Source organism: Mycobacterium europaeum (genome assembly GCF_002102155.1).
Lineage (GTDB): Bacteria > Actinomycetota > Actinomycetes > Mycobacteriales > Mycobacteriaceae > Mycobacterium > Mycobacterium europaeum.
This window is the reverse complement of record NZ_LQOU01000025.1, coordinates 244,522-264,676: the sequence shown is the minus strand read 5'-3', so window position 1 is coordinate 264,676 and position 20,155 is coordinate 244,522. Positions and strand designations below refer to the sequence as shown.

At 65.9% G+C, this 20,155-nt stretch carries 21 protein-coding genes and 1 tRNA gene; 12 read left to right on the top strand and 10 right to left on the bottom strand.

Annotated features, from left to right (window positions below; all coding sequences use genetic code 11):
* The gene (locus AWC03_RS13205) at positions 1 to 816 is read right to left on the bottom strand and encodes a helix-turn-helix transcriptional regulator (RefSeq protein WP_051472940.1); all 816 of its coding nucleotides are present in this window, start codon (positions 814 to 816) and stop codon (positions 1 to 3) included.
* Positions 817 to 1,144: 328 nt separating this feature from the next.
* Between AWC03_RS13205 and AWC03_RS13200 the strand changes: the two genes are divergently transcribed.
* The 5 genes from AWC03_RS13200 (at position 1,145) to AWC03_RS13180 (ending at position 6,817) form a co-directional block, all read left to right on the top strand.
* A complete protein-coding gene (locus tag AWC03_RS13200; RefSeq protein WP_042909771.1) occupies positions 1,145 to 1,570 on the top strand; it encodes an MmpS family transport accessory protein in 426 nt (141 codons plus the stop codon).
* Positions 1,567 to 4,434, top strand: coding sequence for an MMPL/RND family transporter (locus AWC03_RS13195; RefSeq protein ID WP_085240908.1), 2,868 nt, complete (start codon positions 1,567 to 1,569; stop codon positions 4,432 to 4,434). The genes AWC03_RS13200 and AWC03_RS13195 overlap by 4 nt, the downstream gene beginning before the upstream one ends.
* Positions 4,341 to 5,075: a metal ABC transporter ATP-binding protein gene (locus AWC03_RS13190; protein WP_276328775.1), complete on the top strand. Its 735-nt coding sequence runs from the start codon at positions 4,341 to 4,343 to the stop codon at positions 5,073 to 5,075. Before AWC03_RS13195 ends, AWC03_RS13190 begins: the two co-directional genes overlap by 94 nt.
* A 6-nt stretch (positions 5,076 to 5,081) precedes the next feature.
* Entirely contained in the window at positions 5,082 to 5,849 is a 768-nt protein-coding gene (locus tag AWC03_RS13185; RefSeq protein ID WP_085240906.1) for a metal ABC transporter permease, read from the top strand.
* A 242-nt stretch (positions 5,850 to 6,091) separates the two neighbouring features.
* Complete coding sequence (locus AWC03_RS13180; protein WP_249025874.1) at positions 6,092 to 6,817, top strand: peroxiredoxin; 726 nt, start codon at positions 6,092 to 6,094, stop codon at positions 6,815 to 6,817.
* Between the two features lie 100 nt (positions 6,818 to 6,917).
* Here AWC03_RS13180 and AWC03_RS13175 read toward each other — a convergent pair whose 3' ends face one another.
* The 3 genes from AWC03_RS13175 to AWC03_RS13165 form a co-directional block, all read right to left on the bottom strand.
* Positions 6,918 to 7,151: a DUF2202 domain-containing protein gene (locus AWC03_RS13175; RefSeq protein ID WP_249025873.1), complete on the bottom strand. Its 234-nt coding sequence runs from the start codon at positions 7,149 to 7,151 to the stop codon at positions 6,918 to 6,920.
* Positions 7,151 to 7,423, bottom strand: coding sequence for a hypothetical protein (locus AWC03_RS13170; protein ID WP_085240905.1), 273 nt, complete (start codon positions 7,421 to 7,423; stop codon positions 7,151 to 7,153). The genes AWC03_RS13175 and AWC03_RS13170 overlap by 1 nt, the downstream gene beginning before the upstream one ends.
* A 32-nt stretch (positions 7,424 to 7,455) precedes the next feature.
* Positions 7,456 to 7,539: transfer RNA gene (locus AWC03_RS13165), tRNA-Tyr, on the bottom strand.
* A 69-nt stretch (positions 7,540 to 7,608) separates the two neighbouring features.
* Between AWC03_RS13165 and AWC03_RS13160 the strand changes: the two genes are divergently transcribed.
* The 4 genes from AWC03_RS13160 to AWC03_RS13145 all read left to right on the top strand — a co-directional run bounded on the left by AWC03_RS13160 (position 7,609) and on the right by AWC03_RS13145 (position 12,603).
* Positions 7,609 to 8,100 carry a YajQ family cyclic di-GMP-binding protein gene (locus tag AWC03_RS13160; protein ID WP_068062458.1) on the top strand — a complete coding sequence of 164 codons (492 nt, stop codon included), beginning with the start codon at positions 7,609 to 7,611 and terminating at the stop codon, positions 8,098 to 8,100.
* Between the two features lie 96 nt (positions 8,101 to 8,196).
* Positions 8,197 to 9,708: a flavin-containing monooxygenase gene (locus AWC03_RS13155; protein WP_085240903.1), complete on the top strand. Its 1,512-nt coding sequence runs from the start codon at positions 8,197 to 8,199 to the stop codon at positions 9,706 to 9,708.
* A gap of 71 nt (positions 9,709 to 9,779) precedes the next feature.
* Positions 9,780 to 10,805: an NAD(P)H-dependent glycerol-3-phosphate dehydrogenase gene (locus AWC03_RS13150; RefSeq protein WP_085240901.1), complete on the top strand. Its 1,026-nt coding sequence runs from the start codon at positions 9,780 to 9,782 to the stop codon at positions 10,803 to 10,805.
* A gap of 244 nt (positions 10,806 to 11,049) precedes the next feature.
* A complete protein-coding gene (locus tag AWC03_RS13145) occupies positions 11,050 to 12,603 on the top strand; it encodes a SulP family inorganic anion transporter (protein WP_085240900.1) in 1,554 nt (517 codons plus the stop codon).
* A gap of 12 nt (positions 12,604 to 12,615) precedes the next feature.
* Here AWC03_RS13145 and AWC03_RS13140 read toward each other — a convergent pair whose 3' ends face one another.
* The 3 genes from AWC03_RS13140 to grcC1 all read right to left on the bottom strand — a co-directional run bounded on the left by AWC03_RS13140 (position 12,616) and on the right by grcC1 (position 15,129).
* Positions 12,616 to 12,972 (bottom strand): type II toxin-antitoxin system HicB family antitoxin, encoded by a 357-nt coding sequence (locus AWC03_RS13140; protein ID WP_085240899.1) that lies wholly within the window; start codon positions 12,970 to 12,972, stop codon positions 12,616 to 12,618.
* 200 nt (positions 12,973 to 13,172) lie between these two features.
* Positions 13,173 to 14,033, bottom strand: a complete 861-nt coding sequence (htpX, locus tag AWC03_RS13135; RefSeq protein WP_085240898.1) for a zinc metalloprotease HtpX — start codon at positions 14,031 to 14,033, stop codon at positions 13,173 to 13,175.
* A gap of 79 nt (positions 14,034 to 14,112) precedes the next feature.
* On the bottom strand, positions 14,113 to 15,129 hold the full coding sequence (grcC1, locus tag AWC03_RS13130; protein ID WP_085240897.1) for a nonaprenyl/(2E,6E)-farnesyl/geranylgeranyl diphosphat synthase: 1,017 nt from the start codon (positions 15,127 to 15,129) through the stop codon (positions 14,113 to 14,115).
* 21 nt (positions 15,130 to 15,150) lie between these two features.
* Here grcC1 and menJ point away from each other — a divergent pair, with 21 nt between their 5' ends.
* Both menJ and AWC03_RS13120 read left to right on the top strand, forming a co-directional pair.
* Entirely contained in the window at positions 15,151 to 16,392 is a 1,242-nt protein-coding gene (gene menJ, locus AWC03_RS13125) for a menaquinone reductase (protein WP_085240951.1), read from the top strand.
* Between the two features lie 92 nt (positions 16,393 to 16,484).
* The gene (locus tag AWC03_RS13120) at positions 16,485 to 16,838 is read left to right on the top strand and encodes a DUF732 domain-containing protein (protein WP_085240896.1); all 354 of its coding nucleotides are present in this window, start codon (positions 16,485 to 16,487) and stop codon (positions 16,836 to 16,838) included.
* A gap of 7 nt (positions 16,839 to 16,845) precedes the next feature.
* Here AWC03_RS13120 and AWC03_RS13115 read toward each other — a convergent pair whose 3' ends face one another.
* Positions 16,846 to 17,538, bottom strand: a complete 693-nt coding sequence (locus tag AWC03_RS13115; RefSeq protein WP_085240895.1) for a demethylmenaquinone methyltransferase — start codon at positions 17,536 to 17,538, stop codon at positions 16,846 to 16,848.
* A 55-nt stretch (positions 17,539 to 17,593) separates the two neighbouring features.
* Here AWC03_RS13115 and AWC03_RS13110 point away from each other — a divergent pair, with 55 nt between their 5' ends.
* Positions 17,594 to 18,418 carry an SDR family oxidoreductase gene (locus AWC03_RS13110; RefSeq protein WP_085240894.1) on the top strand — a complete coding sequence of 275 codons (825 nt, stop codon included), beginning with the start codon at positions 17,594 to 17,596 and terminating at the stop codon, positions 18,416 to 18,418.
* 8 nt (positions 18,419 to 18,426) lie between these two features.
* Here the strand turns inward: AWC03_RS13110 and AWC03_RS13105 are convergent, their stop codons facing one another.
* Both AWC03_RS13105 and AWC03_RS13100 read right to left on the bottom strand, forming a co-directional pair.
* Positions 18,427 to 19,581, bottom strand: coding sequence for a glycosyltransferase family 4 protein (locus AWC03_RS13105; protein WP_085240893.1), 1,155 nt, complete (start codon positions 19,579 to 19,581; stop codon positions 18,427 to 18,429).
* A 38-nt stretch (positions 19,582 to 19,619) separates the two neighbouring features.
* Positions 19,620 to 20,153, bottom strand: coding sequence for a DUF3592 domain-containing protein (locus AWC03_RS13100; RefSeq protein WP_142278380.1), 534 nt, complete (start codon positions 20,151 to 20,153; stop codon positions 19,620 to 19,622).
* Between the last annotated feature and the right edge of the window lie 2 nt (positions 20,154 to 20,155).

The following is a 20,155-nucleotide window of genomic DNA, read 5'->3' as shown; positions in this document are numbered from 1 at the left end:
CTATTTGTCCACCGTATTCGGCGACGCTGCCATCGAGAAGAAAGAGCCGTTCTTAATGCTTCTGTGGATTACAAGAAATTGTCCTGGCGCGCTCGCAACTGAAAGTAGCTCGTAGTCAAGCTCAAGCTCACCGAAGTCTCTATGTCGGAGCTGCTTGACCTTGCCGTCGGAGACATTGACATCGTGGCTGTTCCACATCTGGACGAAGTCGCTGCTCTTTTTGGAAAGTTCGAGGACGATATCGGTGATATCTGGCTGATCAATATCGATACCTGCGGTGCGGTGCACGGTGGCGATGGCGGTTTTGACGTATGATTCCCAGTTCACCCAGAGGGTTTTCGCCTCGGGATCCAGGAACAGTAAGCGCAAAACGTTCCCTGTGATCGTGAATTGGGAGAAGAGCTCTGAGGCTTGCGGGTTTTCGGCCAGCACATCGCACCGGCGGTTGACTATGTAGGCCGGACCGAGTGTCCAGGCTTGCATGATGAGAAGCAAATACTCAGCCGGGTTTTGCTGCGAACTGGCCTTCTGCCGCCAGCGGTGTCGCGGGGTCGCGAGGTCATACAGATAGGTCGCCTCACTGGGAGACAGGCCGAGCGCGATCACCAAGGCGTCCAATATCCGCGCGGACGGGTGGTTTTCTCGTCCTTGTTCCAACCGCGCGTAGTAGTCGGCACTGATGCCGGCCCGCACGGCCACCTCCTCGCGGCGCAGCCCAGGGGTGCGCCGCCGTCTCGCAAGATCGCCGTGGCGCTGCTGGTTGGGTGTGATCGCCTCGCGGCGCGCCCGAAGAAATTCTCCCAGTGTCTTGGTCACGAAGCGATGCTAGCCAGCGCGGCGTCCTGGGTGTCAAATTCCTAGGTTAAGCTCCCCCTTCCGCGACCTGCGGTTCCTCGCCACCATATGTACTCGTGGCATCAATCGACCGCTTGGCCGAAGGGAACAGGGTTTTAGGCCGCTTGCTGATATCGACACGGGCGGAGGATGGGCCTGAGCATGGGCGGGGCTACCCAGCGCGGATACGGCGGTACGGCGAAGGGTCGGTTCGTTGCCTGGTCGCGACCACACCGACGACGTACTCGGGTCAACGCCCCAAACGTAGCAGCCTGGAGTGACAGCAACCCGAACCGGAAGGACAACGACTTTGCTGGGCATTCTCAAGCGGGCGTGGATTCCGCTGGTGATCGTCGCGGTTGCGGCCGTCGGGGGCTTCGTGGCTTACCGATTGCAGGGTGTGTTCGGCTCGCACCGAGTCGCGGAGGTGGGCCCGGTCGAGCAGATTGTGCCGATCAACGTCAAGCGCGTGGTTTACGAGGTTACCGGGCCCCCGGGCACGGCGGGTGTGGTCAATTACCTGGACGAGAACGCTCAGCCTCAGCGCGCAAGTTTCACCACCTTGCCGTGGTCATACACCGTGACCACGACCATGCCGGGAATGTTCGCCAACGTGGTGGCACAAGGGGACAGCAACATGCTCGGTTGCCGGATTCTGGTCAACGGTGTGGTGCGCGACCAGCAGTCCGTAGCCCGTTTCGACGCACAGGTTTTCTGCTTGGATAAAGCCGCATGAGCGGCGGCCACGCCGAGCGGCCTCTTGCGGCGCGGATGTTGCGGCGGTTGGCGGTGCCGATCGTGTTGGGTTGGCTGGTGTTCGCCGTCGTCGTCAGCGTCTTCGTGCCTCGACTGGATCTGGTGGAACGGCAGAACTCGGTCGGCCTGTTGCCTAAGGATGCTCCGTCGCTGATCGCGATGAAGCGCATGGGCAAAGTTTTTCACGAGTTCGACTCCGACAGCGTCGCGATGGTGGTGCTGGTGGGCGACAAACCGCTGGGCGACGAGGCGCGTCGCTTCTACGACGATCTGGTGCGCCGGCTCGAGCGCGACACCGCGCATGTCGAGAAAGTGCAGAACTATTGGGGGGAATTGGTCACGGCGGGCGGCGAGCAGAGCGCCGATAGTAAGGCCGCTTACGTGCAGCTCAACCTCGCCGGCGACCAAGGCTCCTCGCGGGCGGATGAGTCGGTGCACTCAGTCGAGCAGATCGTGGCGCACTCTCATCCGCCGCCGGGTATCAAAGCATATGTGACCGGTCAGGCGCCGCTGACCACAGACTTGACTGAAGCCGGCGACCGGGGTCTGGCCAAGCGCACGGCGATCACGATCGCCGTGGCCGCGCTGATGTTGCTCATCGCTTACCGGTCGATAGCCACCTTGCTGATCGTGCTGGTGGTGATTTTTGTCGAACTGGCCACCGCGCGGGGAATCGTGGCATTCATCGGCAACTTTCACGTGATCGGCTTCACCACGTTCGCGGTCAGTCTGCTCATGGCGCTGGCCATCGCGGCCGGCACGGACTACGCGATCTTTTTTCTCGGCCGCTATCACGAAGCCCGTCAAAGCGGCGAAGACCGTGAAACCGCTTACTACACGACATACCGTGGAGTTGCCCATGTCGTGTTGGGTTCCGGGCTAACGATCGCCGGCGCGATGCTGTGTCTGCGGTTGGTCCGGCTGCCCTACCTCAATACGTTGGCGATTCCGTGCGCGGTGGCACTGGTCATCGTGATCGCGGCCTCGCTGACGTTGATGCCGGCTCTGCTGGCCATCGACGCGCGGTTCGGCTTACTCGACGCGAAGCGAAAGACCAATATTTACCGGTGGCGGCGACTAGCGACGGCCACGGTGCGCTGGCCCGCCCCGATCCTTGCCAGCGCTGTGGTTGTCTCAATAGTCGGGGGGCTGACCCTGCCGGGGTATCACACAAACTACGACGACCGCTATTACGTTCCCGCGAGCCTAGCGTCCAACGTCGGCGACCGTGCCGCCATCCAGCATTTCACCCATGCCCGGCTGAATCCGGACCTGTTGCTGGTCGAAGCCGACCACGACCTGCGTAACCCGGTGGACATGCTCGACCTGGATAGGATTGCGGCGAGTATCTTCCGGGTGCCGGGCATCGCGCGGGTGCAAAGCATCACCAGGCCGCTGGGATACAACATCGAGCACGGCACCATACCGTTCGCGATCGGCATGCAGCCCGTCCCGATCCGGGAGAACCTGCAGTATCTGAAGGACCGCTTGGCCGATATCCTGCGGCTGACTCGAGATGACCTCGGCGTCCAGATCGCGACGTTAGAGCGCATGTACACCGTGGAAAAGGAACTATCCGGGTCGATTAGCGACAGCGCTCGCGTCACAACTGACACCGCTGCAATCACGGATGGAATACGTGACCATCTCGCAGATTTTGACGATTTCTGGCGGCCACTTCGCAGTTACTTCTACTGGGAAAAGCACTGCTTCGACGTTCCGATATGTTGGTCACTGCGCTCCGTCTTCGACGCGTTGGATGGCTTCGACAAACTCGCCGAGAATTTCCACAAGCTGGCCAAGGACCTCCAACAAAGCGCTGACGCAACACAAGAGATGGTGACGTTGATACCGCCGATCATCGACGTTGCAAAGTCTATGCAGACTACCTTCTTCACGCTCTACAGCAGTTTTTCGGGGCTGATCACTCAAATGGACCGCATGACCGACACCAGCACACTCATGGGCGAATTCTTCGACAAAGCAAAAATTGACGGCCTCTTCTACATCGCGCCAGAAGTGTTCGACAGCCCTGACTTTAAGACCGGCCTCAGGCTGCTGGTTTCCCCCGACGGCAAATCCACCCGTATGATCATCACCCACAACATCGACCCCGCCAGCCCCGAGGCGATCTCCCACGTCGACGCAGAACTCAAGGCCGCACGCGAGGCGGTCAAAGAAACCCCCTTGGCCAGTGCGAAGTTATACCTGGGTGGCACGGCGGCTACTTACCGAGATATCCAAGAATCCACCAAATACGACGTCATGACCGAGGCCATCGCCGCGCTCATCCTGATCTTCATCGTCATGCTGGTCATCACCCGCGCGCTAGTCGCCTCGATGGTCATCGTCGGCACAGTCGTGCTCTCGCTAGCGACCGGCTTCGGCCTGTCGGTGCTGTTTTGGCAACACATCTATGGCTTGGAACTGCACTGGATCACCTTGCCTTTCGCAGTCACCATTTTGCTGGCCGTGGGATCTGACTACAACCTGTTGCTGGTCTCGCGGTTCAAGGAAGAAATCGGCGCAGGACTGAAGACCGGCATCATCCGGTCCGTAGGCGGCACCGGCGGAGTCGTGACCACGGCCGGCTTGGTGTTCGCCTTCACCATGGCCTCTTTGGCGGTCAACGAGCTGTACACGCTCAAACAGGGCGGCACCACCATCGGGCTGGGCCTGCTCATCGACACGCTGATCGTGCGCTCGCTGATGATCCCATCCACCGCTACCCTGTTGGGGCGCTGGTTCTGGTGGCCGCTACGGGTACGCTCCCGCCCAGCCAGCGAACTGCTCCGATCTGTGGGCCCCCGTCCACTGGTGCGCGCCCTGCTCCTGAGGGGGTAGTTTCCCGACTTGCCACTAACCTGTCGTTCGTTGTGCGGCGCGGAGAGGTCCTGACCATCTTGGGCCCGAACGGCGCGGGCAAGACGGTTCTGCTGCGCGCGCTTCTCGGTACCGTGCCCTACGAGGGTTCGGTGACGTGGAAGAAGGGCACCCGCATCGGCTATGTCCCACAACGGCTGCCCTACATCAAAGACATCCCGTTGTCGGTCGCGGACTTCTTCGCGCTGAAGACCAATGCAGGAGGAGACGTCGACGCAATGCTGCGCACCGTCGGACTCGCCGGCGAGCTTGCCAACAAGCGGATCGGTGACCTGTCGTCCGGACAATTTCAGCGGGTCCTCATCGCGTGGGCTCTTGCGGGGGATCCTCACGTCCTGTTGTTCGACGAGCCCACAACCGGAGTCGACATCACCGGGGAGGAGACGGTCTATGCCCTACTCACGCGACTGCATCAGGAACGCAACCTCACGATGCTGATCGTCACCCACGACTTAGCGGTGGTGCACCGCCTCTCCTCGACCGTGCTGTGTGTGAACAGACAACCGATCTGCCAAGGCCCGCCCATCTCGACGCTCACACCCGAAAACCTGCAGCGCCTCTACGGGGCTGAGGTGAAGTTCTACGAGCACAAGCACCAGTAGCGGCCGATGCCCACCTTGCTTCTCAGCGTGATCTCGGGGGCGTTCATCGGCGGCGCCGCCGCCTATCTCGGCTCCCTGATGCTCAGCCGCAGGATGGCGCTGGTGGCCGGGCCACTCGGCCATCTGACCTTGCCGGGAATCGCCCTGGCGCTACTTTGGGGTTTCGACGTCGCCCTCGGGGCGTTCCCCTTTGTCATCCTCGGGGTGATCTTGATCTGGCTGCTCGAAATGCGAACGAAGCTGCCAATGGAAGCGCTGACCGCCCTCGTGTTCGCCTCCGGCGTAGCGGTCGCCTTCCTATTTCTGCCGATCGACCAAGCCGAGGCCGCCCTGGTAGGAGACATCTCCAAGGCCAGCCTGGGCGGCACCGCACTATCAGTCGCCGCGTCGCTCGCCGTCATGGTCGCCGTCAATCGCGCCTACCCAAAACTGGTGCTGGGAAATATCTCGGAAGAACTCGCCGCTGCCGAGGGGGTCGACGTCAAGCGGTACAACCTGCTCTACCTGTTCTTGATCGCAGTCATCGTGGCGCTCGGGGTGAAGATGGTGGGCGGGCTATTGACCGCAGCGCTTGTGGCGATTCCCCCTGCCGCCGCGCGAAACGTCGGTAAGAACCTGCGACAGTACACCCTCGGCGCGACCACGATCGGTGTCGCATCAGCGATGCTCGGCATAGCCCTATTCCAGGTCACGCGATTCCCGGCCGGGCCGCTGATCGTTCTCGTGAGCGCTGCAGCGTTTCTGCTCACGTTGCCGTGCGCCCGGTACCGGTAGCTCAGCTCTTTCGTCGTCTCTGCATGGACCGCAAAGAGGTAGGGCAGTGGCGGGGCCGAGGCACGGTTTCCCGTAAACCAGCACCGCCCCACACTTCACACTCGGACCCCAACGCTTCGGGCCGGCGCAGTGGTACGACTTCGCCGATCACCGGTGCGCAGACCCCAAACCGTTCGGCTGGAAAACCGCCGCCGACATCCAAGCGGTGGACTCCGGCGATCGACTGACGCACAGTAAGCGCTATGACGGAAATCGATTCGCCCGCCCAGATCGTGTTTGCGATGCCCAGGATCGGTGATCCCGCCCCCGAATTCACCGCGGACACCACGCAAGGTCCGATCAACTTCCCCGCCGATTACAAAGGGAAGTGGGCCATTTTCTTCTCACACCCCGCCGACTTCACCCCGGTGTGCACCAGCGAATTCATCACCTTCGCCTCGATGCAGCAGCAGTTCCGGGACTACAACACCGAACTGGTGGGGCTGTCGGTGGACGGTCTCTACAGCCACATCGCCTGGCTGCGCACCATCAAGGAGAAGATCACATTCAACGACATGAGCGGTGTCGAGGTGGCCTTCCCGCTGATCGAGGACGTCACCATGGAGGTCGCTCAGAAGTACGGCATGATCATGCCCGGCGAGGCCTCCACCAAGGCCGTGCGGGCGGTCTTCGTCATCGACCCGGCGGGCGTCATCCGCACGATCATCTACTACCCGCTGAGCACCGGCCGCAATTTCGATGAGCTGCTGCGCTTGATCAAGGCACTGCAGACCGCCGACGCCTTCGGGGTCGCCACCCCGGCCGACTGGCGACCCGGCGACCCGGTCATCGTTCCGCCGGCGGAGTCCTGCGGTGTGGCAGCCGACCGCATGGCCGGCGCCGAAGAAGGCATCGAGTGCGAGGACTGGTTCTTTTGCACCAAACAGATCAGCGAGACCGACGTGGAGAACGCCATCCGCGCCAAGTGACGCCGAACGCCGGCGCCACCCTCGACCGCCCCCTATCGGCCGCCCTGAGACCGCGGCTTCGAACGCCCGCAGGTGGTTCTCGGAAGCGGCCCGCAAGTTCTCATACACCCCATGGGGCGAGCCACGCGTCGTAGGCGCCCTGCAGTTCGGTGTCGGCGTAGGTCCCGGGCGGCTGGCCTACCGACGGATCGGGCACGTCGTAGCGCTCGAGCAGTCGCCCGATCGCGTCGTAATGACGCTGCTCGCTGGCGGCAATGTTGTCGAAGATCGGCACGCCCCACGCCTGGTGGAACCGCCGGTACAAATCGCGCGCCAGCCGTTCCTCCTCGCGCATCAGGACCAGATCCGCCCGCTCGCCGGGCCTGAGACCTCACTGAAGAAGGGGTCTGCTGCACGGAGAGGTGACACCTGCGAGTTAACCTGCGCCGCAACCTCAAAAAAGACATCCGGCTTGAAGATGTCCCAAGAAGTCAAGGCGACCTGGTAGGGATCAAGAGCGTTCATGGCGAACTCGGACTCGGTGACGATCCGGTTCGCGACATCTAACGCCGACACGTCGACGCATCTGCTCAGCCCACCAGTAACGTCGGCCCAGTAGTCGTCCACAAGTCGCAAATCAAGAACCTGGGTATCGACGGTGGTGGCAGGTACAGGATTCGAACCTGTGAAGCTTTCGCGACGGATTTACAGTCCGCTCCCATTGGCCGCTCGGGCAACCTGCCGCCAGACAGGTTACAACGAGGGGGTAGACAAAGCACAAACGGCCATCACGGGATGAAGGGACGGATCGCATGGCGGACTCATCGTTCGACATTGTCAGCAAAGTCGAGCGCCAAGAGGTCGACAACGCACTCAACCAGGCCGCCAAGGAGCTGGCCACCCGCTTCGACTTTCGCGGCACGGACACCACGATTGCGTGGAAGGGCGAGGAGGCTATCGAGCTGACGTCGTCCACCGAGGAACGCGTCAAGGCCGCCGTCGACGTCTTCAAGGAGAAGCTGATCCGCCGCGACATCTCGATGAAGGCCTTCGACGCCGGCGAGCCGCAGGCGTCCGGCAAGACCTACAAGGTCAGCGGCACCCTCAAGCAGGGCATCGACAGCGAGCACGCCAAGAAGATCACGAAGCTGATCCGCGACGAGGGGCCCAAGGGCGTCAAGACGCAGATCCAGGGCGACGAGATCCGCGTGACCAGCAAGAAGCGCGACGACCTGCAGGCCGTCATCTCGATGCTCAAGCAGGCCGACCTGGACGTCGCGCTGCAGTTCGTCAACTACCGGTAGCGGACCCGGCGAACGCTCGGTGTGACCATTACTGGCCCGGCCAACCGGTGGGTGCCTAATCTAGTGACCAGCCCCACAATGTGAGCGAGGTTCACGATGACCGTGACTCCCCAGGAAGCCGGCGACGCGACACCGACCGAGGCCGACTACTCCGACGTCATCATCGTCGGCGCCGGCATCTCCGGCATCGATGCGGCCTACCGGATCAGCGAGCGCAACCCACAGCTGACCTACACCATCCTGGAGCGGCGCGCGCAGATCGGGGGCACGTGGGACCTGTTCCGCTACCCGGGCGTGCGCTCGGACAGCAGCATCTTCACGCTGTCCTTCCCGTTCGAGCCGTGGACGCGCAGGGAGGGCGTGGCCGACGGTGTCCACATCCGCGAGTATCTGGTCGCCACGGCGCGCAAGTACGGCATCGACAGCCACATCCGGTTCAACGCCTACGTCCGCTCGGCCGACTGGGATTCGTCCACCGACACCTGGACGGTCACCGTCGAGCAGGACGGGGCGCCCAAGCTTTACCGCGCCCGGTTCCTGTTCTTCGGCAGCGGCTACTACAACTACGACGAGGGCTACACCCCCGAATTCCCCGGCATCGAAACGTTCGGCGGCACGGTGGTCCACCCGCAGCACTGGCCGGAGGACCTGGACTACACCGGCAAGAGGATCGTGGTGGTCGGCAGCGGGGCCACCGCGGTCACGCTGCTGCCCTCGCTGTCGGACCGGGCCGCCAAGGTGACCATGCTGCAACGCTCCCCCACCTACCTCATCTCGGCGTCGAAATACGGCACGGTCGCCGCGGTCGCGCGGAAAGTGCTGCCCCGTAAGCCGGCTCACCTCGTCGTCCGGATGTACAGCGCGCTCACCGAGGCGGTGTTCTTCGCCCTGTCGCGCAAGGCGCCGGGGCTGGTGCGGTGGCTGCTGCGGCGCAAGGCGATCAGCAGCCTGCCCCCCGGCTATGACGTCGACACCCACTTCAAGCCGCGGTACAACCCGTGGGACCAGCGGATGTGCCTGATCCCCGACGCCGACCTGTACAACGCCATCACCGAGGGCCGCGCCGACGTGGTCACCGACCACATCGACCACTTCGACGCGACGGGCATCGCGCTGAAATCGGGCGGGCACCTCGACGCCGACATCATCGTCACCGCGACCGGCCTGCAGCTGCAGGCCCTGGGCGGGACCGCGATCAGCCTGGACGGCACCGAGGTCAAGACCAACGACCGCTTCGTCTACAAGGCGCACATGCTCGAAGACGTGCCCAACCTGTTCTGGTGCGTCGGCTACACCAACGCTTCGTGGACGCTGCGCGCCGACATCACCGCCCGGGCTACGGCAAAACTGCTGGCGCACATGGCCGCTCACGGCTACACGCACGCCTACCCGCATCGCGGCAACGAGCCGATGACCGAGAAGCCGTCCTGGGACATCAACGCCGGCTACGTGCTGCGGTCGGTGCACGCGCTGCCGAAATCGGGCACCAGGCGGCCGTGGAACGTGCGGCAGAACTACCTGGCGGACGCCATCGATTACCGCTTCGACCGCATCGAGGAGGCGATGGTCTTCGGGCGCGTCGCCGACCGGGCGGCCCTGGCGGGCTGAGCCGGACCGGCGCGCGCCGGAAGTTCGTGAACTGCTACTAAATCTGAGGTGTCGGCAATACGCTGATCGCCATGGCAGTGCAGACGCGCGAACCCAACGTCGTTGTTCTCGGTGGCGGCTCCTGGGGAACCACGGTGGCCTCCATCTGTGCGCGCCGCGGACCGACGCTGCAATGGGTGCGCTCGGAGGAGACCGCCAAGGACATCAACGAGAACCACCGCAACAGCCGCTACCTCGGCAACGATGCGGTGCTCAGCGATACCCTGCGCGCCACCACCGACTTCGCCGAGGCGGCCAGCTGCGCCGACGTCGTGGTGATGGGCGTTCCCTCCCACGGGTTCCGGGGTGTGCTGACCGAGCTGGCCAAGGAGCTGCGGCCCTGGGTGCCGGTGGTGTCTCTGGTCAAGGGCCTCGAGCAGGGCACCAACATGCGGATGTCGCAGATCGTCGAGGAGCTGCTGCCGGGTCATCCGGCGGGAATCCTGGCGGGGCCGAACATCGCGCGCGAGGTCGGCGAGGGCTACGCCGCGGCGGCGGTGCTGGCCATGCCCGACCAGCATCTGGCGACCCGGCTGTCCGGGCTGTTCCGCACCCGGCGTTTCCGGGTGTACACCACCGACGACGTCGTCGGCGTGGAGATGTCCGGAGCGCTGAAGAACGTCTACGCCATCTCGGTGGGAATGGGCTACTCGCTGGGCATCGGGGAGAACACCCGGGCGCTGGTGATCGCCCGCGCGCTGCGCGAAATGACCAAGCTCGGGGTGGCCATGGGCGGCAATCCCGACACCTTCCCCGGCCTGGCCGGCCTGGGCGACCTCATCGTGACGTGCACCAGCCAGCGCAGCCGCAACCGGCACGTGGGTGAGCAACTGGGCGCCGGCAAGCCGATCGACGAGATCATCGCCTCGATGAACCAGGTCGCCGAGGGGGTCAAGGCCGCCAGCGTGATCATGGAGTTCTCCAACGAGTTCGGGCTGAGCATGCCGATCGCCCGCGAAGTCGATGCGGTGATCAACCACGGTTCGACCGTCGAGGAGGCCTATCGCGGCCTGATCGCCGAGGTGCCCGGCCACGAGGTGTACGGTTCGGGCTTCTGAGCTGGCCGTTCGCCGGCGCGGAATTTAAATCTTTGGATTCCATATGGGCTTGTCCCATCGGCTTGACCCGGCGTTTGCGAGCAAAATACGGTCGATCAGGCAGCCAGGGGTTCCCGGCCGCGGACCCGTGGGCCCGGCCGGGTCGTAACTTGCTGTGCGCCAAGGTGTTACGCCGACGTAATACAGCGCCGCACGGGCGGGTATCGGAACCTCCCCCGCTAACTCCTAACGAGGGACGAGACCGATGCAGGACATCGAACAGCTCGGCAATCAACCTCAAGACCACGGCGCGCACGGGGGCAAGGACCGGGTGCGGTCGATCATCCGGCAGGACCTGCCTTCCTCGCTCGTCGTTTTCCTGGTCGCACTCCCGTTGTCGTTGGGGATAGCGATCGCTTCCAACGCCCCGGTGCTCGCCGGGCTGATCGCCGCGATCGTCGGGGGCATCGTGGTGGGCGCCATCGGCGGGTCACCGCTGCAGGTCAGCGGTCCGGCGGCCGGGCTCACCGTCGTCGTCGCCGACCTGGTCTCCGATTTCGGTTGGGGCGTAACATGTTTGGTCACTGTAGCCGCGGGCGGGCTGCAGGTGTTACTGGGACTCAGCCGCGTCGCACGGGCGGTTCTGGCGATCTCACCGGTGGTCGTGCACGCCATGCTGGCCGGCATCGGCATCACGATCGCGCTGCAGCAAGCCCATGTGTTGCTGGGCGGAAAATCCAAGAGCACGGCGTGGCACAACCTGATCGGGCTGCCGGGTCAGATCATCGGTGCGCACCGCCCCGGCGTCGTCCTCGGCGCGCTGGTGATCGTCATCCTCGTCGCGTGGCGGTGGGTTCCGGCCACGGTGCGCCGCATTCCGGGCCCGTTGGTCGCCATCGTGACCGTGACGCTGGTGTCGGTCGTCTTCCCGTTCCAGGTGCGCCGGATCGACCTCGAGGGCTCACCGCTGGACGCACTGCAGTTGCCCGACCTCCCGCACGGCAACTGGGGCGCGGTCGCGATCGGAGTGATCACCGTCGCGCTCATCGCCAGCGTGGAGAGCCTACTGTCGGCGGTCTCGGTCGACAGGATGCACCACGGGCCGCGCACCGACTTCAACCGGGAGTTGGTGGGACAGGGCGCCGCCAACATGGTCTCGGGTGCCGTCGGCGGGTTGCCGGTCACCGGCGTGATCGTCCGCAGCTCGACCAATGTCAACGCGGGTGCGAAAACGCGGGCTTCGGCCCTGCTGCACGGCGTGTGGATCCTGCTGTTCACCATTCCATTCGCGGCGCTGGTCGAAGAGATCCCCACCGCCGCACTCGCGGGGCTGCTCATCGTCATCGGCATTCAGCTGCTCAAGCCGGCCCACATCGAAACCGCAATGAAGCACGGTGATCTCGCGGTGTACGTCGTGACCGCCGTCAGCGTCGTCTTCCTCAACCTGTTGCACGGCGTGATGATCGGCCTGGCGCTGGCCATCGCGTTGACCGGTTGGCGGGTGATTCGTGCCCGGGTCGAGGCCAAACCGGTCGGCGACGAGTGGCAGGTGGTGATCGAGGGTGCGGCGTGCACGTTCCTGGCGCTCCCGCGGCTGACGCGGGTGCTGGCGTCGATCCCGAACGGAAGCGTTGTCACCGTGGAGGTTTCGGTGCACTACCTGGATCACGCGGCGCATCAGGCGGTCAGCGACTGGCAGCACCAGCACGAGGCCAACGGCGGCACGGTCCGAATCCTGGGCAGGCTGGAGACCGGCCACGCCGCTCGCCAGGATCCGGGCGAGCTGATCGAACCCGAAAGGCCCGAGGCGGCCGCCTGATTGGGCGCCGAGCTAGTCATAGCCCGAGAGGCCGAAGGTTTCGCTCGGCGCCCGGCCGCTGAGCTTCTGGACTATCCACTGGTTCATCGGCACGCCCTGCTCGATGGCTTCCAGCGCGAGGCGGGCATGCAGTTGCGGCGAGGTTCTGACGAGAAACTTCCCGCTATAGCGGCGTTCGGAGAGCGATTCTGGCGGCAGCTCTCCGGTTGCTCGCAGGGCTTCCACGTGCTCTTTGACGGCCTGCTCGATGGCGGCGACGGCCTGAGGCGCCGTGGGCGCTTCGCGCCTCATATAGGGCAATTCAATACACACACCCAGGTATTCGTTGTAGTCGGGCAGCCACTGCGCGCGGTAGGTGTAGCGGTTCACGCGGGATTTGATAGCACGGGCGATATCAAATCCGGGAGTCACTCATCCCCAGCGGAGGGCTCGGGCGGGGGGCGACGAGTGCTGGATGCCCGGGGGCCGTGCTCCGGCGGGGCCCGGGTCTCCAGACCATGCGGCTCACTCCGAACTTGATAGCGCGGGCGATATCAAAATCGGCGACGCAAGCATCCTTACGGAGAGCGCTAACCCCGCGCCATCGCCTCCAGCCGGCGGATGCGGTCCTCGATCGGCGGGTGCGTCGAGAACAGCGACCCGATTCGCTCGCCCGCGCGGAACGGGTTGGCGATCATCAGGTGCGCCTGGCTGGCCAGCTGCGGCTCCGGCGGCAGCGGGGCCATCTGCACCCCGCCGGAGATCTTGCGCAGCGCCGAGGCCAGGGCCAACGGGTCGCCGGTCAGCACCGCGCCCGATTCGTCCGCCTGATACTCCCGAGACCGCGACACCGCCAACCGCACCACGGTCGCGGCGATCGGCCCCAGCAGCGAAACCAGCAGCAGCGCAAAGGGATTCTCGCCGTCCCGGTTACCGCCGAACATGCCGGCCCACAGGGCCATGTTGGCCAGGGCGGTGATGATCGACGCCATCGCGCCGGCGACGCAGGAAATCAGGATGTCGCGGTTGTAGACGTGCGAGAGCTCGTGCCCGAGCACCGCGCGCAGCTCACGCTCGTCGAGGATGCCCAGGATGCCCGTGGTGCAGCAGACGGCGGCGTTGCGCGGGTTGCGGCCGGTCGCGAAGGCGTTCGGGGCGTTGGTGTCGCTGATGTAGAGCCGGGGCATCGGCTGGTGCGCGGCGGTGGCCAGCTCGCGCACGATCCGGTACATCACCGGCGCCTGCAGTTCGGACACCGGTTGTGCGTGCATGGCCCGCAGCGCGAGCTTGTCGCTGTTGTAGTACGTGTAGATGTTCATCCCGACGGCGAACAGCACCGCCAGGAACATGGCCGTCCTGCCGAACAGCGATCCGACAAACACGATCAACGCGGACATACCGACCAACAGGGCGAAGGTCTTCAGCCTGTTGGCATGGGGATGCCAGGTCATCGGTGTCCTCCTACGACACGAGTTCCGCTGAGTACATCCCATTCAACGCCCGAGGCGGGCCCCGCGGTTCCGCGACGCGTCAGCCGTGTCGGCTGATGGTGTAGTCGACCAGCGTCTGCAGTGCGCGCCGGCCGGCCACGTCGGGCAAAAGGTCCAGCTCGTCGCGCGCCTGGCCCGCATATTCCGCCAGCGTCTGCTTGGCCCTCGCCATGCCGGCCGACGCCCGCAGCAGCGCGAGCGCCTCGGCCACCGCGTCGTCGTCGTCGATGGGACCCGCCAGCAGCTCGGCCAGCCGCGCCGCGTCGGGCCCCGGTTCGCGCAGGGCGTAGAGCATCGGCAGGGTCTGTACCCCTTCGCGCAGGTCCGTGCCGGGCAGCTTGCCCGACTCGTGCGAGTCGCTGTCGATGTCGATGATGTCGTCGGAGATCTGGAAGGCGGTGCCCACGATGCCGCCGAGACGGCTCAGCCGCTCGACCTGCTCGGCATCGGCGCCCGAGAACATGGCGCCGAACCGGCCCGCCGCGGCGATCAGGCAGGCGGTCTTCTCGTACACCACCTTCAGGTAGTGCTCGACGGGGTCCGCCCCCTCGGCGGCGCCCGTCAGGCCACGCGTCTCGCGCATCTGGCCCGTCACCAGCTGGGCGAACGTCTCGGCGATCAGCCGGACCGCCTCCGGCCCCAGCAGCGAGACCAGCCGCGACGCCGTGGCGAACAGGTAGTCGCCGGCCAGGATCGCGACGTTGTTCCCCCAGCGGACGTTCGCGGTGGGCGCCCCGCGGCGCACCTCCGCCTCGTCCATCACGTCGTCGTGGTAGAGCGTGGCCAGGTGCACCATCTCGATGACCGCGCCGGCGATGGTCACATCGTGCGCGTCGGGGTTCGGCCCGATCTGGGCGGACAGCACCGTGAACAAGGGCCGGAATCGCTTGCCGCCGGCCTTGAACAGGTGCGTCAGCGACTCGGTCATCACCTCGTCGGCGCTGCGCAGCTCGGTGTCCATCAGCTGCTCGATGCGCCCGACGCCGTCGCGCACGGTCGCCGCGAACGCGGCGTCGCCGAAGTCCACGCCCGCCACCACCGTCGCCGGAGTCCTCACGCGACCAACATACTGGTGGACATGAAGACCCGAGCCGACCTGGTGGTCGTCGGCGCCGGACCGGCCGGTTCCGCGGCCGCCGCCTGGGCCGCGCGCGCGGGCACCGACGTGCTGGTCATCGACTCCGCCAGCTTTCCCCGGGACAAGGCTTGCGGCGACGGGCTGACCCCGCGCGCGGTCGCGGAGTGCCAACGCCTCGGGCTGGGCGACTGGCTGGACACCCGCATCCGCCACCGGGGCCTGCGGATGAGCGGGTTCGGGGGCGAGGTGGAAGTCGGCTGGCCGGGGCCGTCATTCCCGTCGACCGGCAGCGCGGTGGCCCGACTCGAGTTGGACGACCGCATCCGCAAGGTCGCCGAGGATTCCGGCGCGCGGATGATGTTGGGAACGAAAGCCGTTGCGGTTCATCACGACTCGTCGAGGCGTGTGGTCTCGCTGACGTTGGCGGACGGCACGGAGGTGGGCTGCGGGCGGTTGATCGTGGCCGACGGGGCGCGGTCTTCGCTGGGCCGCAAGCTGGGCCGACGCTGGCATCAGGAGACCGTGTACGGCGTCGCCGCCCGCGGGTACCTGGCCACCGCGCGCGCCGACGACCCATGGCTGACGTCCCATCTCGAGCTGCGCGGACCCGACGGCTCCAAGGACAAGGTGCTGCCCGGCTACGGCTGGATCTTCCCGTTGGGCAACGGCGAGGTGAACATCGGCGTCGGGGCGTTGTCGACGTCGAAACGGCCGGCCGACCTGGCGCTGCGACCGTTGATCGAGTACTACACCGACCTGCGCCGCGACGAGTGGGGCTTCGAGGGCCCGCCGCGGGCCGTGTCGTCGGCGCTGCTGCCGATGGGTGGCGCCGTGTCCGGGGTGGCCGGACCCAATTGGATGCTGATCGGCGACGCCGCCGCCTGCGTCAATCCCCTGAACGGCGAGGGCATCGACTACGGCATGGAGACGGGGCGGCTGGCCGCCGAGCTGTTGGGCTGCTGTGGCCTGTCTCAAGACCTGTCGCAGGTGTGGCCGTCGCTGCTGCAGGAGCACTACGGCCGGGGGTTCTCGGTGGCGCGCCGGCTGGCCCTGTTGCTGACGTTCCAGCGGTTTCTGCCCGCGACCGGGCCGATCGCGATGCGGTCCCCGAGGTTGATGACGATCGCGGTGCGGGTGATGGCCAACCTGGTCACCGACGACGACGCCGACTGGGTGGCGCGGGCCTGGCGCGGCGCCGGACGGCTGTCCCGGCTGATCGATCGCCGGGCGCCGTTCAGCTGAAGGCCGTTGACCTGCGTGAACGGCGGGCCGGGCGGGTAGCGACCGTCGGCAATTTTCCGCACGGTTCAGGCGTGCGGTGTATAGTCCGGCTAATGAAGGGAACGAAGCTGGCTACTATCGGCGGCCTGGCCGCCGCCGCCATCGCGCTGGCCGCGCCCGCGCTGGCCTCGCCGCCGCCATCCAACGACTACGACGCGCCGTTCAAGAACACCGTCAACGGCTTCGGCATCTATCAGCCGCAGGACCAGTTGGCGTGGCTGGGCAAGATCACCTGCGACCGGATCGGCCGCGGCGTGGACGGCGACCCGTACAAGTCGGCCAATTTCATCCAGCGCAACCTGCCCCGGGGCACCACCCAGGGCCAGGCGTTCCAGTTCCTCGGCGCCGCGGTGGACCACTACTGCCCGGACCAGATCGGCTTCGTGCAGCGCGCCGGCACCCACTAGGTCCTTCTCAACGCAGGGTCTTGTAGCCCGCGTGTAAGGCAACGATCCCGCCGGTCAGGTTGCGCCACCGCACCGCGGCCCAACCGGCCCGGGACATCTCGCGCGCCAGGCCTGGCTGGTCGGGCCATGCCCTGATCGACTCGGCGAGGTAGACGTAGGCGTCGGGATTGCTCGACACCGCGCGCGCCACCCGGGGCAACGCCCGCATCAGGTACTCCTTGTAGACGGTGGCGAACAGCGCGTTGGTGGGCGTGGAGAATTCGCACACCACCAATCGGCCACCCGGCCGCGTGACCCGCAGCATCTCGCGCAGCCCCGCCTGCGGATCGACGACGTTGCGCAACCCGAAACTGATTGTGACAGCATCGAATACGTCATCGCCGAACGGCAGCCGGGTGGCATCGGCGGCGACTTTCGGCACGTGGCGTGCCGCGCCCGCCGCGAGCATGCCGACCGAGAAATCGGCCGCCACGCACCAGGCCCCCGACTTCTGCAGCTCGACGGTGGACACCGCGGTGCCCGCGGCCAGGTCCAACACCCTCTGGCCCGGCCCGATCGCCAGCGCCGACCGGGTGGCCTTGCGCCAGTACCGGTCCTGCCCCAGCGACAGCACGGTGTTGGTCACGTCATAGCGGCGGGCGACGCCGTCGAACATCGACGCTACGTCCCGGGGATTCTTGTCCAAGGCCGCGCGACTCATGACAGAGACGCTACCTCTCGGGAATTAGGCGGCGACATCGGCGTTGCAACACTGCGTGACTGAAAAAGTGTGGTTCATCACCGGTACATCGCGCGGTTTCGGGCGGGCATGGACGATCGCGGCGCTGGAACGCGGCGACAAGGTGGCCGCGACGGCGCGCAACACGGCGTCACTCGACGACCTGGCCGAGCGCTACGGAGACGCGCTGCTGCCGATCGGGTTGGACGTCACGGACCGAGACGCCGACTTCGCCGCGGTCAAGCGCGCCCACGACCACTTCGGCCGCCTGGACATCGTCGTCAACAACGCCGGCTACGGGCAGTTCGGGTTCATCGAGGAACTCTCCGAACAGGACGCCCGCGATCAGCTCGAGACGAACGTCTTTGGGGCGCTGTGGATCACCCAGGCCGCGCTGCCGTACCTGCGCGGGCAGGGCAGCGGGCACATCGTCCAGGTGTCCTCGATCGGGGGCATCACCGCGTTCCCCTTGGTCGGCATGTACCACGCGTCCAAGTGGGCGCTGGAAGGCTTTTCGCAGGCGCTGGCCCAGGAGGTCGCCCCGTTCGGCGTGCACGTCACGCTGATCGAGCCGGGCGGCTTCGACACCGACTGGGCCGGCGACTCGGCCAGGCACGCCGATCCGCTGCCGGCCTACGACGACGTGCGCGCGGCCGTGCAGGCCGAGCGCAGCAAGCGCTGGGCCAGCCCGGGCAACCCGGAGGCGTCCGCCGCAGCGCTGCTGAAGGTGGTCGACGCCGAAAAGCCACCGCTGCGAGCGTTTTTCGGCGCGTCGCCGCTGGAAACCGCGAAGGCCGACTACGAGAGCCGGTTGCGCAGCTGGGAGGAATGGCAACCCGTCGCCGAACTGGCGCAGGGCTGACCCTCAGCTCACTGGCCCTGCGCGTACCGCCTGGCGAACGCCCGCCGGCGGGCAAACGGCGACAGCACCGCCTCGTAGTGGCCGAGCAGCTCGTCGCAGATGACCGGCCAGCTGCGGCCGAGCACGCTGCGCCGGGCGGCCAGTGCATAACGCTGGCGTTCGTCGATCAAATGGGCGACGGCCGCGGGCAACTTCGACTCGAACTCGTCGACGCCCAGTAACAAACCGGTGCGCCACGGCGTGACGAGGTCACGTGGGCCGCCGGCGTCGGGGGCGATCACCGGCAACCCCGACGCCAGCGCTTCCTGCACGACTTGGCAAAACGTCTCGTGCTCGCCGGGATGCACGAAGACGTCCATGCTGGCATACGCCGCCGCGAGTTCGTCACCGTACAAAGCCCCGGTGAAAACCGCTGTGGGCATGGCCTTTTGCAACTTGGCGCGGTCGACACCGTCACCGACGATGACGAGTTGTATCCCGTCCCGCACCGCCAGCGGGATCAGCCGCTCGACGTGCTTCTCCGGCGCCAGCCGGCCGACGAAGCCGACGATCGGCTTGCCTTGCGGCGACCAGCGCCGCCGCAGCTCCTCGTCACGCGCCGACGGGGCGAACCGCAGCACGTCCACCCCCCGCGCCCAGTGGTGGACCCGCGGGAAACGGTGTGCTACAAGAGATTCCATCGTCACGCTGGACGGCGCCAGGGTGCGGTCGGCGAGGCTGTGCAGATGGCGGAACCAGGCCCACGCGGCGCGTGACGTCATCGGGATGCCGTAGCTGGCCGCGAAACCCGGTACGTCCGTTTGATACACGGCGACCGTCGGCACGCCCAGCCACCGGGCCGCCTTCACCCCGCCGTAACCCAACAACGCTGGCGAGGCCAAATGCACGACGTGCGGGTCGAATCCGCGCAACACCTTCACCATCCGCGGCATCGGCACACCGAGCGGCAACGTGGTCACCTTCGGGAACATCCGGGAGGGAACGCGATGCACGCGGATCCCGTCGTAAATCCGGTCCGCCGGGACCGCACCGGGAGGGGTGTCCGGGGCGATGACGAGGGCCTCGTGACCCGTCCGGCGCAGGTGCTCGAGAACCCGGATCACCGAGTTGCTGACACCGTTGACTTCCGGCAGGAACGATTCGGCGACGATGGCAACGCGCACAACACCACAGTGTCAGCGCCGACTTTCGGCAAGGTTGCCTACGGGCATACGTCGTGCGAAATCTGCTGGTCGGACGTCTCAGCACGCCGGTCCAGCAGCTTGTCCAACACCGCCAGGCCGATCAGCAGGAGCGTCGCGGCCACCCAGCACACCACCGCGATCGAGCCCGCCGGGATGATCGCCAGCCCCGCGTTGCGGTGCTGCACGCGAACCAGATTGGGGTCGTTCTTGTTGTACTCGACGTAGATGCGCATGCCCGTGGCCAGATGTGACGGGTACAGCACGCCGAGTTCCGGACGATACGTGACCCGTTCGGGTGTGACGAATTCGATGGTGGATCGGCGCGGACCGGCGCTGAGCACCTCGGCCTGCGCCACCCCCATGTTGTGTTGAATCGCAAGGTCGTTGCGCCAGGCGCCGGCAACCAGCAGGACCGACTGCAGCGTGACCAAGGCCGTCACGATGAGCACCGCGATGCGGGCCCAGCGCAACGCGATCCTGGAGCGCGTGCTCGGCGGCCGGTCGCTGCGGCCGTGAATCAGGATGTGCAGCAATCTCTTCGCGTAGTTCACCG

Coding starts and splice junctions, on each gene's coding strand:
- AWC03_RS13195 (WP_085240908.1), top strand. CDS start 1,567: ATGAGCGGCGGCCACGCCGAGCGGCCTCTTGCGGCGCGGATGTTGCGG.
- AWC03_RS13185 (WP_085240906.1), top strand. CDS start 5,082: ATGCCCACCTTGCTTCTCAGCGTGATCTCGGGGGCGTTCATCGGCGGC.
- AWC03_RS13180 (WP_249025874.1), top strand. CDS start 6,092: ATGACGGAAATCGATTCGCCCGCCCAGATCGTGTTTGCGATGCCCAGG.
- AWC03_RS13175 (WP_249025873.1), bottom strand. CDS start 7,151: ATGCGCGAGGAGGAACGGCTGGCGCGCGATTTGTACCGGCGGTTCCAC.
- AWC03_RS13160 (WP_068062458.1), top strand. CDS start 7,609: ATGGCGGACTCATCGTTCGACATTGTCAGCAAAGTCGAGCGCCAAGAG.
- AWC03_RS13155 (WP_085240903.1), top strand. CDS start 8,197: ATGACCGTGACTCCCCAGGAAGCCGGCGACGCGACACCGACCGAGGCC.
- AWC03_RS13150 (WP_085240901.1), top strand. CDS start 9,780: ATGGCAGTGCAGACGCGCGAACCCAACGTCGTTGTTCTCGGTGGCGGC.
- AWC03_RS13145 (WP_085240900.1), top strand. CDS start 11,050: ATGCAGGACATCGAACAGCTCGGCAATCAACCTCAAGACCACGGCGCG.
- htpX (WP_085240898.1), bottom strand. CDS start 14,033: ATGACCTGGCATCCCCATGCCAACAGGCTGAAGACCTTCGCCCTGTTG.
- menJ (WP_085240951.1), top strand. CDS start 15,151: ATGAAGACCCGAGCCGACCTGGTGGTCGTCGGCGCCGGACCGGCCGGT.
- AWC03_RS13120 (WP_085240896.1), top strand. CDS start 16,485: ATGAAGGGAACGAAGCTGGCTACTATCGGCGGCCTGGCCGCCGCCGCC.
- AWC03_RS13115 (WP_085240895.1), bottom strand. CDS start 17,538: ATGAGTCGCGCGGCCTTGGACAAGAATCCCCGGGACGTAGCGTCGATG.